The organism is Aristophania sp. ESL1142, from assembly GCF_058107345.1.
This window is the reverse complement of sequence record NZ_JBYLUH010000001.1, coordinates 942,235-955,307: the sequence shown is the minus strand read 5'-3', so window position 1 is coordinate 955,307 and position 13,073 is coordinate 942,235. Positions and strand designations below refer to the sequence as shown.

Annotated in this window: 10 protein-coding genes; 8 read left to right on the top strand and 2 right to left on the bottom strand. The window is 49.2% G+C overall.

Translation table 11 applies throughout. From position 1 onward, the window contains the following. Positions 1-77: 77 nt before the first annotated feature. Positions 78-1,940 carry a DNA primase gene (gene dnaG, locus AC3B6P_RS04450; protein WP_489804917.1) on the bottom strand — a complete coding sequence of 621 codons (1,863 nt, stop codon included), beginning with the start codon at positions 1,938-1,940 and terminating at the stop codon, positions 78-80. Between the two features lie 101 nt (positions 1,941-2,041). On the opposite strand from dnaG, the gene AC3B6P_RS04445 reads away from it, so the two are divergent. After that, the gene (locus AC3B6P_RS04445) at positions 2,042-3,001 is read left to right on the top strand and encodes a DMT family transporter (RefSeq protein ID WP_489804916.1); all 960 of its coding nucleotides are present in this window, start codon (positions 2,042-2,044) and stop codon (positions 2,999-3,001) included. A 97-nt stretch (positions 3,002-3,098) separates the two neighbouring features. Next, positions 3,099-4,064, top strand: coding sequence for a DMT family transporter (locus tag AC3B6P_RS04440; RefSeq protein ID WP_489804915.1), 966 nt, complete (start codon positions 3,099-3,101; stop codon positions 4,062-4,064). Positions 4,065-4,084: 20 nt separating this feature from the next. On the opposite strand, the gene AC3B6P_RS04435 is transcribed toward AC3B6P_RS04440, so the two are convergent. Continuing rightward, complete coding sequence (locus AC3B6P_RS04435) at positions 4,085-4,537, bottom strand: GatB/YqeY domain-containing protein (RefSeq protein WP_489804914.1); 453 nt, start codon at positions 4,535-4,537, stop codon at positions 4,085-4,087. A gap of 210 nt (positions 4,538-4,747) precedes the next feature. On the opposite strand from AC3B6P_RS04435, the gene carA reads away from it, so the two are divergent. From carA to AC3B6P_RS04405, 6 genes are all read left to right on the top strand, one after another. Next, positions 4,748-6,133, top strand: coding sequence for a glutamine-hydrolyzing carbamoyl-phosphate synthase small subunit (gene carA / locus AC3B6P_RS04430; RefSeq protein ID WP_489804913.1), 1,386 nt, complete (start codon positions 4,748-4,750; stop codon positions 6,131-6,133). A gap of 3 nt (positions 6,134-6,136) precedes the next feature. Then, entirely contained in the window at positions 6,137-9,391 is a 3,255-nt protein-coding gene (carB, locus tag AC3B6P_RS04425; RefSeq protein ID WP_489804912.1) for a carbamoyl-phosphate synthase large subunit, read from the top strand. A gap of 145 nt (positions 9,392-9,536) precedes the next feature. After that, positions 9,537-10,010: a transcription elongation factor GreA gene (gene greA, locus AC3B6P_RS04420; RefSeq protein WP_489804911.1), complete on the top strand. Its 474-nt coding sequence runs from the start codon at positions 9,537-9,539 to the stop codon at positions 10,008-10,010. Then, positions 10,010-11,230, top strand: a complete 1,221-nt coding sequence (locus AC3B6P_RS04415; protein WP_489804910.1) for a threonine ammonia-lyase — start codon at positions 10,010-10,012, stop codon at positions 11,228-11,230. The genes greA and AC3B6P_RS04415 overlap by 1 nt, the downstream gene beginning before the upstream one ends. A 359-nt stretch (positions 11,231-11,589) precedes the next feature. Continuing rightward, positions 11,590-12,738 (top strand): NAD(P) transhydrogenase subunit alpha, encoded by a 1,149-nt coding sequence (locus AC3B6P_RS04410; RefSeq protein ID WP_489804909.1) that lies wholly within the window; start codon positions 11,590-11,592, stop codon positions 12,736-12,738. Continuing rightward, entirely contained in the window at positions 12,738-13,073 is a 336-nt protein-coding gene (locus tag AC3B6P_RS04405) for an NAD(P) transhydrogenase subunit alpha part 2 (protein WP_489804908.1), read from the top strand. The genes AC3B6P_RS04410 and AC3B6P_RS04405 overlap by 1 nt, the downstream gene beginning before the upstream one ends.

Below are 13,073 nucleotides of genomic sequence, written 5' to 3'. Positions count from 1 at the left end.
AAGACCGTTCTCATCTAAAAAGAACCTCCATAAAGAGATTCGTAATTTTTTTTGGCTTATCCTTGAGATTTCGGCCTTCAGCCTTCTCCCTGTTGTAGCTTCTTTAAAGCCTGGATTTTTGCCTTTACCTCGGAAGGGAAAGTGGCTTCCTGAGTCGATTCGCTTAAAGGTCGCTCATATGATTTCAGGATCGCTTCCCTTACTGTCCGGTCCACATCTTCTTTAAAGGCAGCAAAATTAACCAGCCCGTAAAAATGCCACCACATTTCAGCAACAGTGACAAAAAAGAGGTCCTCTTTTTCTTCCTGTTGCATCTCTTTAACGACAGGCTTGCTACTGGCAGCCTGGGGAAGATAACGTTCAAGAAGCTCATTGGTGAGTGCTTTCTGCCCGTTCTGTTCCATCCACTCCCGGCAGGACGATGAGGTGATTCTTTCTGCCTGACTTGCCCATTCCAGAAACATAGAACGATAGGAAGCCAGCTCTCCCGGCAAAGTTAATTGATAAAAAGACTGTTCCACCTGTGGCAGGATCTCCGGATGCGCTATCAGCAAAGCTATCAGAATTTTTAACCGTTCTGACGCCCCTTCAGAAACCAGACGAGGCACCTCACGAGCTTGCACAGAACGATCCCTGTACGAATTCTCTCTTTTATCACCCACATATCCCTGCTTTTTTGGATGATTACGGAAATGCTTAAAAAACAGATCCAGCAATGTGCTCCGATATTCCCCTGAGAGTGCACGATCAGGTATCTGGTGCGTCAGCTCAACAAACCTGTTACGCAAGGCAGCACGTTCCTCAGGCCCTGCCTGATTTTTCCCTGCCGTCATCAAGGCAAATAATTCTTCAGATAACGGGCGGGCAGCATGCAGAAAAGCATTAAAAGCCTGCGCCCCTTCCCGCTGTATCAGACTATCAGGATCATCTCCCCCTGTCAGACGGCAAAAACGCAGAGTCTTTTCAGGTGTTATAAGCGAAAGGGCCAGCTCACAAGTACGCAAGGCTGCTCTTTGCCCTGCTGCATCACCATCAAGACAAATAATAGGTGCTTTGCTCTGACGCCATAAAAGAGCCAGCTGTTCTTCTCCCAGAGCTGTTCCCAGAGGAGCAACTGCACCTTTAAAACCAGCCTGATCTAGCGCAATCACGTCCATATAACCTTCAACCACGACTAGCTCTGCTCCTTTTCTGACCACTTCAGAAGCACGGTTGAGATTGAAAAGCGTACGTTTCTTGGAAAATAGAACCGTCTCAGGACCATTGAGATATTTGGGTTGCCCATCCCCAAGGATCCGCCCCCCAAAAGAAATCAATCTTCCCTTACGATCATGGATTGGAAACATAAGGCGGTTGAAAAACAATTCTCCACGAATGGCACCTTGTTCATCACGCCGTAACAACCCTAACTGGGCAAGCTGCTCTTGCGTAATTTCATACGGCTTAAGCGCTTCCAGCATAGAACGTCCATCACCGGACCAACCAAGACCAAAACGCTCAACCGTTTCTTTACTCAATCCTCTTTTCAATAAGTAATGACGGGCTGCTTCACCCTGTTTTTCTGAAAGATTACGCCGATAATAAGCCTGTACATGCTGCATAATCTCTTCAAGAGAAGCTGCTTGGCGCGCTCTTTCCTCAGCGCGTGGATCCTCTTTAGGAACTTCCAGTCCTGCTTCATGCGCCAAACGTTCTACAGAATCACGAAAACTTAGCCCCTCGCTCTGCATGACATAGGAAAATATGTCTCCATGCACGCCACAGCCAAAACAGTGAAAATTATCTTCATAAATATAAAAAGAAGGCGTCTTTTCCTCATGAAACGGGCAGCATGTCTTCCAGTGCCTACCAGAGCGCACTAGTTTATGGCTGCGCCCGATCAGAGAAAAAAGAGGAACTCTCTGACGTAATTCATCAAGAAAGACAGAGTTTAAGGCCATAAATTTTATATCTGATACTCAAATTAAAATTGAAAAGAAACGCCCTCTATGCCACAGAGCGTGCTTCACTATATCACCAGTTCTGGAAAAAGGGTTTTAAGGTGGGGTCTCAATCTGCATTGGGCTTGTTTTACGGTGTGAGTGCAGGTGCTTTATGGGGGTTCGCACTTCTGGCCCCTCTACTTGTCACCCCTTTTACATCATTTCAACTCGCCTGCATGCGCTTTTTATTATACGGCCTTCTCGCCGGATTATTAAGCCTGCAACGCTGGAAAAAACTCTTCTCCTCTCTGGGACATCAAGAATGGGTGGGTCTTATCCTGCTCAGCCTGACAGGTAATATCATTTATTACGCACTGCTTGGAACAGCCATACAATTAGCCGGCGTCACAATGCCGACCCTTATAGACAGCCTTCTTCCCGTCTCTGTGATGGTTATTGGGTCTTTTGAGCCAGGTGCTGTACCCTTGCGAAAACTGACCCCGACGATCTTGCTCAGTATTGCCGGGCTATCATGCGTCGCATTTCACGCATATCATCTAGCGCACCATGAAGAGAGCAAAAATGCCTTGCATATGGTTCTCGGTTTATTCTGTGCCTGCGGAGCCCTCGCTTCCTGGAGCTATTATACAATTAGCAATACAAGATGGCTGCGCCGTCTGAATCATACTTCCGCACATGAATGGAACCTGCTGACAGGTCTAGTGACAGGAGGGCTATCCCTCTGCATTCTGCCTTTTGCTTTTATTGGTCACAGCATTTTTCAATTACCACAATGGGGCTGGTTTCTGGGCATCTCCCTTATGACTGCCTTTTTTTCCTCCATTCTGGGAAATATATGCTGGAATAAAATGAGCCGTCTACTTCCCATGACCATGGGTGGGCAGCTTATTTTGTTCGAAACGTTTTTCGGCCTGCTTTATGGCTTTCTCTATGAACAGAGGCACCCTGTTTTCCCAGAAATTATGGCAATCAGCTTTATCGCCCTAAGTATTCTCAGCTCAGTACACGCTCATCAGCAACATGAAATTTTACAGAAAAACAATCAGTTAGGCACATAGTTACTTTAAGTTTTCATAATTTATTTCGATTTGGTATTGAAACGGCTTTTATCTCTTCATACAAGATAATCACAATTATGTTTAGCGGAGATTGTCTTTGATAAAAGAACGTAAAACGGTTCTGGGCTTTTTCTGTGGCGTAGCTGCTGGCGCCCTATGGGGATTGGCTTTATTAGCCCCCGCGTTAATCCGCCCTTTTTCTCCTTTGCAACTGGCTGCTGCACGTTTTACTTTTTATGGAATTCTGGCAGGTCTGCTCATTCTGCCCCGCTGGAAAAAAGCTTTCGCCTTTATTGGCCGGAAAGAATGGTTTGGATTGTTATTTCTAAGCCTCTTTGGCAATATTATTTATTACGTTCTGTTCGGGACAGGGGTCCAGCTTGCCGGACCTGCCATGCCGAGCCTCATTGTCGGCTTTCTTCCCGTTACGGTGACGGTCATCGGTTCTCTTGAACATGGTGCTGTACCTTTACGGAAACTGACTCCTTCTATTTTACTCAGCATCGGCGGCATGAGCTGTATTGCCTGGCATGCCTACATACTTGCCCAACATGCTCCGCATCAGAACGACGCTTTTAAACTCGTTATTGGGTTACTTTGTGCTGTTGGCGCCCTCTTATCATGGAGCACTTATGCCATCCAGAATGCCCGATGGCTAAACCGACTGCACCATACTTCAGAATATGACTGGAATCTTCTGACCGGGCTTGTCACAGGATTACTGGCACTTTGCCTCATTCCCGTCAGTTTTTTCCTGAACAGTTCCTCTTACCCAAAAGAGGAATGGTGGTGGTTTCTGACTGTCAGTTTTTCTGCCGCCCTGCTCGCTTCCATCATTGGCAATGGCTTCTGGAATAAAATGAGCCGGCTCCTTCCTTTAACAATGGTCGGGCAGATGATCTTATTCGAGACACTCTTTGCCCTGACTTACAGCTTTCTTTATGAAAAGAGACTTCCTGCCCCTTCCGAGGCTTTGGCCATCTTCCTTGTAGGCAGCAGCGTCATCACCTGTATGCATGCCCACCGTAAACCTGAGGAATCGGGGATTGAGGGACACGAATAAAGCCCCTCAATCCTTTAGTCTCAGCTTAAACGGCTTTTCACCAGGGCGCTCGCTTTGGCGGGGTCAAGTGCAGCGCCAAAACGTTCCTTCAGAGCCGCCATAACACGACCCATATCTTTCATACTGCTCGCACCCAGATCCGTCACAATCGTCTCAAGAGCATCAGAAAGTGTTTTTTCATCAAGCTCTGGGGGAAGATAATGGCGAATGGCGTTAATCTCCCCCTCTTCTTTCTCTGCAAGTTCAGGCCGTCCGCCTTTAAGATAAAGAGCAACGGATTCTGAACGTGACTTGATCATAGAACGTAGAGCTGAAAGGATTTCTTCTTCCGTCACTTCAGCCTGTTTGGCTCTGGCAGCAACATCCAGATCTTTTATTTTGGCGGTAATCCCACGCAACTGGGCTACTTTTTCAGACTGACCAGCCTTCATGGCGGCCTTGAGATCATCCATAATTCGCGTGCGCAAGCTCATAATAGCTCCTGTAAAATATGATAAATCAAAAAATCTCTCTCAGTGGGATTTATAGCCCATAAATAAGTGAGAAGGAAAATATGGGAAAAAATTTCCCACACCAATGACCGGAAATTAATTTTTACATGGTCGGAAAAAACTTCCCATATTCCCATCTTATCCCATATATAAGGAGACGATTATCCCGTTCCAGAAAGCAGAGTGTCTCCAATGGATATTGACGATCTTATCACAAAGGCAGGTGGTGCGGCCCGCATTGCTGAACTAACAGGAGTCGGCACAGAAGCGGTCCGTAAATGGCGTCAGGCAAGCGCAATTCCCACCCGCCATTGGCCTGCTCTGCTTGCTATACCCGGCATTACTCTCGCTGACCTTAACCGCCCCCCATCCGAAAGCTCTGACACAATGTCTGACTCCACACTTCCCCAACAGCCTCCCGGTACCAATGCGGCTCTTGTTTTGGCTGATGGAAGTATCTTCTGGGGGCGTGGTTTTGGAGCCCATAACGATCATGCTGTGGGCGAATTATGTTTCTGCACGGGCATGACCGGCTATCAGGAGACTCTGACTGATCCTTCCTTTGCAGGTCAGATTATCACCTTCACATTCCCCCATATTGGTAATGTCGGCACGAACTCTGAAGATAATGAAGCGCCGCATATGGCGGCACTGGGCCTTGTTGTCAAAGAGGATATCACCGCCCCCGCCAACTGGCGCTCACACCAATCCCTTCAAAAGTGGCTCATAAACCAGAAAAAAAGCGGGATCAGTGGTATTGATACACGCGCTATCACAAATATCCTGCGTGAAAAAGGACCGCAGACTGCTGTGCTATCCTTCCCTTCAAATGGTATGATCTCGCCTCAGTCATTATTAGAGCAGGCACGCTCATGGCCAGGACTTGAAGGTATGGACCTCGCCAAAGAAGTGACCCGTCCAGCACGCACGTGGGACAAGCCAGTCTGGCACAACCAGCACCCTGAACGCGCCGTTAAACGCAAGGTCGTTGCAATTGATTATGGTGCAAAAGATAATATCCTGAGGTGCCTCGTCACCGCCGGATGTGAGGTCCATGTGCTGCCGGCAACGGCAACAGGCAAGGAAATCCTTGAGCTGAAACCTGAAGGGGTTTTCCTCTCCAATGGCCCAGGCGATCCAGCCGCAACAGCGACCTATGCTCTGGATGCGATCAAGGCGGTTCTTGATGCTGACATCCCCATTTTTGGTATCTGTCTCGGGCACCAGCTTCTCGCCCAGGCGCTTGGCGGGAAGACCTATAAGCTGGAACAGGGACACCGTGGCGCCAACCAGCCTGTTAAAGACCTCACAACAGGAAAAGTCGAAATCACCAGCCAGAATCACGGCTTTGCCGTTGATGAAAAATCCCTGCCTCATGACGTTAAAGTCACACATATCAGCTTGTTTGATGGTTCAAATGAAGGCATTGCCTCTACAACGAAAGACGCTTTTTCAGTGCAATATCACCCTGAAGCAAGTCCCGGCCCCAGCGACAGCTTCTATCTCTTTGAGCGCTTTGTTTCCCTGATGGATCAACGCGCCGACTCTCTCAACACCTCTTCAGTCGCAGGAGCCTGAACCATGCCCAAACGCACTGATATCAAATCCATTCTCATCATCGGGGCCGGGCCTATTGTCATCGGACAAGCTTGCGAGTTTGACTATTCCGGCGCACAGGCTTGCAAAGCCTTAAAAGAAGAAGGCTACCGCGTCATTCTGCTCAACTCAAACCCGGCGACCATCATGACAGACCCGGGACTGGCAGATGCGACATATATTGAGCCAATTACACCGGAATTTGTTGAACGGATTATCCTCAAGGAGAAACCCGATGCCGTTCTCCCTACCATGGGAGGACAGACCGCACTCAATGCTGCCATGGCGCTTGATAAATCAGGCTTCCTGACAAAACATAATGTCGAACTGATTGGTGCGCGTGCAGACGTTATTGACCGTGCTGAAGACCGGCAAAAATTCCGCGAGGCAATGGATGCCATCGGCATTGAAAGCCCTCGTAGCGCCATTGCCCATACGCTGGAAGAAGCACGCGAAGCTCTGAAAATGGTCGGTCTCCCCACCATTATCCGCCCCTCCTTCACAATGGGTGGTTCTGGCGGCGGTATTGCCTATAATAAGGAGGAGTTTGATCAGATCGTCCGTAGTGGTCTGGATGCATCCCCCACAACAGAAGTCCTGATTGAGGAATCCATCATTGGATGGAAAGAATTCGAGATGGAAGTTGTCCGCGACGTTGCTGATAACTGCATCATTGTCTGCTCCATTGAAAATATTGACCCGATGGGTGTCCATACAGGGGATTCAATCACCGTTGCTCCTGCCCTGACCCTTACGGACAAGGAATTCCAGCGCATGCGTGATGCCTCCATCGCATGTCTGAGAGCCATTGGTGTGGAGACTGGCGGCTCTAACGTGCAATTCGGCGTCAATCCCAAGGATGGCAGAATGGTCGTCATTGAGATGAATCCACGCGTTTCACGCTCTTCTGCCCTTGCTTCAAAAGCGACAGGCTTCCCGATTGCCAAAATTGCAGCCAAACTGGCTGTAGGCTATACGCTTGATGAGCTAAAAAATGACATAACCAAAACCACACCGGCCAGCTTTGAGCCGACCATTGATTATGTTGTGACCAAAATCCCCCGTTTTACTTTTGAAAAATTCCCGAACACACCCGCCCTCCTTTCCACCTCCATGAAATCAGTGGGAGAAGCGATGGCTGTGGGACGCAGTTTTGCAGAATCACTGCAAAAGGGGCTGCGCTCCATGGAAACAGGACTGACGGGGCTTGACCCTGTCCCCGCCCCGGGTGATGGATCTCATGAAGCTTACAAGGCCGCTCTTTCAGAACCACGCCCTGAACGGATCCTAATGGTTGCACAGGCTTTCCGTGCTGGCCTTTCCCTTGAAGAAATTCAGGAATCCTGCCAGTTTGAGCCATGGTTCCTCCGGCAGATCGAAGCACTCGTCGCAACTGAACGCGACGTTGAAGCCAATGGCTTACCTCAAGAGGCCATTTCGCTACGTCAGCTGAAAGCACAGGGTTTTTCTGACCGGCAGCTTGCACGTTTAAGTGGCAAAACGGCAGAAGATGTCGTTAAATTAAGAGAAAGCCTTGGGGTAAAACCCGTCTATCGCCGGATCGATACCTGTGCAGCCGAGTTTGCATCTGATACGCCTTATCTCTATTCCACTTATGAAGGTGGGTTCGGCACACCTCTCTGCGAAAGCCAGCCGACTGATCGTGACAAGATCATTATTCTGGGTGGTGGTCCCAACAGGATCGGTCAAGGCATTGAATTTGACTATTGCTGTGTTCATGCAGCCTACGCCCTACGGGATGCAGGCTTTGAAACCATCATGGTTAATTGCAACCCTGAAACGGTTTCAACCGATTATGACACATCAGACAGGCTCTATTTTGAACCTTTAACCGCCGAAGATGTCATAGCCCTGATCCGTACGGAAATGCAAAATGGTCGCGTTCTGGGCTGTATCGTACAATATGGTGGCCAAACGCCGTTAAAACTCTCCCACGCTTTGGAAGAGGCTGGGATCAAATTATTAGGCACACCGGCAGATGCCATCGACCGAGCAGAAGACCGCGAACGTTTCCAGGCTATGCTTCGTAAGCTGGGGCTACGTCAGCCACGTAACGCCATTGCTCGTGGTCCAGAAGAAGCCCTGAGACTGGCTGAAGAAGTGGGTTACCCCATTGTTGCGCGCCCCTCTTATGTTCTGGGTGGTCGTGCCATGGAGATCGTGTTCGATCAGGCTGGTTTGACCCATTACCTCAATACAGTCCTGCGTCAGGCGGGCGAAGAAATCGCCACCGGCCCCATTCTGCTCGATCATTATCTCAATGATGCTATTGAAGCAGATGTGGACTGTATTGCTGACGGTGAAAGCGTTTATGTTGCCGGTGTGATGGAACATATTGAAGAAGCCGGAATTCACTCAGGTGATTCTGCTTGTTCACTGCCTCCTTACACACTCTCTCCCGCTCTCGTCACAGAGCTGCGCGCCCAGACAGAAGCCATGGCCCGTGAACTAGGCATTAAAGGACTGATGAATGTACAGTTCGCCATTAAGAATGATGAAATCTTTGTACTTGAAGTCAATCCCCGTGCTTCACGTACAGTCCCATTTGTCGCAAAAGCGACAGGTGTGCCTGTTGCCAAAATTGGTGCCCGTGTTATGGCTGGAGCAAAACTTTCAGACTTCAATCTTGATGAACGTCCTATTCTTCCTCACGTTGCCGTTAAGGAAGCTGTTTTCCCCTTCAACCGCTTCCCCGGTGTTGATGTTATTCTAGGTCCTGAAATGCGCTCTACTGGCGAAGTTATGGGACTTGATACAAGTTTTGAAATGGCCTTCGCCAAATCGCAGCTTGCAGCAGGTGTCAATCTACCACGGGAAGGAACCGTGTTCCTTTCAGTACGTGATAGCGACAAGGTCCATATCCAGCCACTAGCCCGCAGACTGATTGATGCCGGCTTCAAGATCATGGCCACACGCGGTACGGCCGCCCGCCTGCAGGAAGCTGGGATTGACGTCATCGTCACCAACAAGGTTGCAGAAAGGCGCCCTCATTGTGTCGATGCCATTCGTTCCGGTGACGTACAGATGATCATCAATACAGCCCGCGGCGGACAATCAACGCGCGATAGTTTTGATATTCGCCGTTCTGCACTAACAATGGGCATTCCTCATTATACGACAATTGCCGGAGCGCGTGCTGCAATCTATGCCATTATAGCGCTGAAGAATGGCAAAGAAAATGTAGCACCATTACAGTCCTATTTCAGCCACACATTTTAATGTACTGAAAAACTTGCAGCTTCTTTAATCTGCTGTATTCTACCACGACGAAATAACCTGGAACTCCCTCTCCCCCTCTATACAGAAGGGGGAGAGGGTTTTTCTGTTCAAAACTTGATGTTTTTCTTTAATTTGGGGAAAAAATGTGCAGAAAAGTCCAATGACCGCACAGGGACTAAAAAGACTGGAGGACGAACTCTGGCGCCTGAAGTCAGAAGATCGTCCCGCTGTGATTCGCGCCATCGCAGAAGCACGTGCTCATGGTGATCTCTCCGAAAATGCGGAATATCACGCCGCACGCGAACGTCAGTCTTTCATCGAAGGCCGTGTATTAGAACTGGAATCCCTGATTTCTACAGCCGAAGTCATTGATCCCTCCAAACTTTCAGGCAAACGTGTACAATTTGGTGCGACCGTCACACTCGTTGATGAAGAGACCGATAAGGAAAATACTTATCAGATTGTCGGCGTGCATGAAGCAGACATCAAGGACAAGCGGATTTCCGTCTCCTCCCCCATAGCCAAGGCACTCATTGGAAAGGAAACTGGCGATACTGTTTCAGTCCCTGCTCCAGGTGGAGACAGAACTTACGAAATACTGAAAGTGGTTTATCAATAATGACACACTCTACCCCGCACCGTCTGAGCCTTGATGATGTCTATGATGCGCAGAAACGCATTTCTGCAACCATTACAAAGACACCCACCATCAAGAGCATTGCGCTCTCACGTTTGACCGGGGCAGATATTACCTTAAAACTGGAAAACCTTCAGGCCATCGGCTCCTTCAAAGAAAGGGGGGCCGCAAACCGCATTGCCCTTCTCACGCCTGAAGAAAGAAAACGTGGCGTGATTACGGTCTCTGCTGGCAATCATGCACAGGGTGTCGCACGGCAAGCGAGCCTTCTTGGTCTGAATGCGACGATTGTTATGCCACGTTTCACGCCTGCAACAAAAATCGCCGCGACAGAAAGCTGGGGCGCTAAAGTAGTACTGGCGGGTGAGAATTTTGATGAGGCCTGCGCAACGGCTGCTCAATTACAAAAACAACAGGGAAGCATTTTCATCCATCCTTTTAACGACCCCGCCGTTATGGCCGGTCAGGGGACATGCGCGCTTGAACTCCTGCAGGATGCCCCTGACCTGGATGCCGTCATTATCCCCATTGGCGGTGGTGGACTCATGGCAGGGTTTGTAACGGTTTTTAAAGCCCTCAGTCCTAAAACAAAGATTTATGGTGTTCAGGTCGCTTCCTATTCCCCATTCGGAGACTATCCCGGCCCGCTCCGGACGGCCAAAGGAGGCCCTACACTGGCTGAAGGGATCGCTGTTGTACAACCGGGGGATCAATGTATCCCTGTTTTTGACCATGAGCTGGAAAAAGTCTTTGTCGTGGATGAGCTACAGATTGAAAGCGCCATCACCATGCTGGCAGAAAAAGCTCGACAGGTCTGTGAAGGTGCTGGCGCCGCCCCATTAGCAGCTTTGGTCGCTAATCTTGAGCTCTTCAAGGACAAAAAAGTCGGCCTCCCTCTTTCAGGCGGGAACATCAACGCCCGTATTTTCTCTCATGTCATTTTCCGCTCCCTTCTCAATGAAGGACGTATTTTAAGGCTGGTCTTCCAGATCCCTGATCGCCCTGGCCTGCTGGCTGACATTGCCAAACGCATTGGTGATTTAGGCGGGAATATCATTGAAGTTTCCCATCACCGTCTCTTTGCCGCCCCTTCAGTACAGACTGCCGAACTGGTTGTTATGATTGAAGCACGTGATACGCAGCACGCCAAGGAAATTGAAGCAGAACTTGCGCGCCATTATACTGTGACAAGAGAGAAATAAGCGTTTGAATGTAAGCGTTCCTCTAAGATCTCGGAGGAATGCTGTTTGGTGCATAAAGCCTCATCACTTTCCAGAGAGTTTCTTCTCCAGAAGGGAAAGATATTCTCTTTAGTTATGATGCCTGTTCGCCGCAGCAAACAGCGAATTATCACCTTTTAAGGTCTTTCCTGACAATTTAAATTTTAATATATTCCGCCGCTTTGTGAGACACACCTGGGGGGATTCAGGAAAGCCTCATGAATCCTGCTTTACTCATATGAGTTTCTCATGCTCATATTGATAAAACTAAAGAAAGTGTTTCCCTGCGTTACAGCATGCGAGATGCTTTCTCCCTTTATATTTTTGCCTAGGGGAAAAACGTGACTATAAAAATTGCCATTTTAAGGGAAACGCTACCCGATGAAAAACGGGTTGCCATGATCCCTGCTGTCGCCCAGCGTCTTTCCAAACTCGGGGCTACACTCGTTTTGGAAAAAGGCGCAGGCACCGCCGCCACATACACTGATGATGCTTATGACAAGGTAGAGGTTAAAACAGAAGAAAACCTTACCACCCTCCTTTCTGATGCAGATATTATACTGGCTGTCCAACCCCCTCCGGTTGACACCATCCAGAAAATGAAAGAAGGGGCATTACTCGTCTCTTTTATACACGCCCAGGCAAATATAGAGATCACAAAGGCACTCCGCGACCGCAAGATTACAACCTTCGCCATGGAGCTTGTCCCTCGTATCAGTCGTGCTCAGGCAATGGATGCGCTCTCTAGTCAGGCTGCACTTGCTGGTTATTACACAGTTCTGCTCGGCAGTTCCCATATGCAGAAAATCCTGCCTATGATGACAACCGCTGTAGGCTCACTTCGCGCTGCCCGCGTGCTGGTTATGGGTCTTGGAGTGGCCGGGCTTCAGGCTTTGGCAACCGCCAAACGTCTTGGAGCTGTTTGTGAGGGCTATGACGTACGCCCTGAAACACGCGAACAGGCTGAATCTGTCGGTGCTAAATTTGTTGATACCGGCATTGATGCCCGAGGCGAAGGCGGTTATGCCCGCGAACTGACAGCAGAAGAAAAAGCAACTGTTCGTCAGGTCGTCTCACAGCATATTGCCCAGGCTGACCTGATTATCACAACCGCTGCCATCCCCGGTCGCAAGGCCCCTCGCCTGATTGATGCAGAACAGCTTTCTGCCATGAAAGAAGGCTCCGTCGTTGTTGATATGGGCGCCCCCAATGGCGGGAACTGTGAAGGCACCCAAAATGGTGAAATTGTCAAGATCGGCCCTGTCACCTTAATCGGCCCCACAAACCTGCCTTCTGCCCTCGCACAGCAGGCGAGTGAGCTTTACGCCAAGAATATTCTTAATCTGCTCCAACAGGTTCTGAAAGATGGTGTTCTGAGCCCCGACTTTACGGATGAAGTCATCAGCGGCACCACCTTGACCCATGATGGCAAAATTACCAATCAAGCTGCGCAAAAAGCTGTTGAAGGCACAACAGGAGAGAAAGCATAATGGTCACTGCCACGTCCATGACGTTCATCATTGCCCTCTATATCTTCATGCTCGCCGCTTTTACCGGCTTCGTGGTGATTAGCCGGGTACCCTCCATCCTCCACACCCCCCTCATGTCTGGCTCAAACTTCATCCATGGCATTGTGGTTGTCGGGGCACTTGAAGCTTTATTCAATGCCACAACATGGCCTGCACAGCTGATAGGCTTTCTCGGCGTATTTTTAGGCGCTGCGAACGTCATGGGAGGCTACGTCGTAACAGACCGTATGCTGGCAATGTTCCGCCCCAGTGCAAAAGACAAAACCTCAACCAAAGAAAAGAAAGGTCAACAGTAA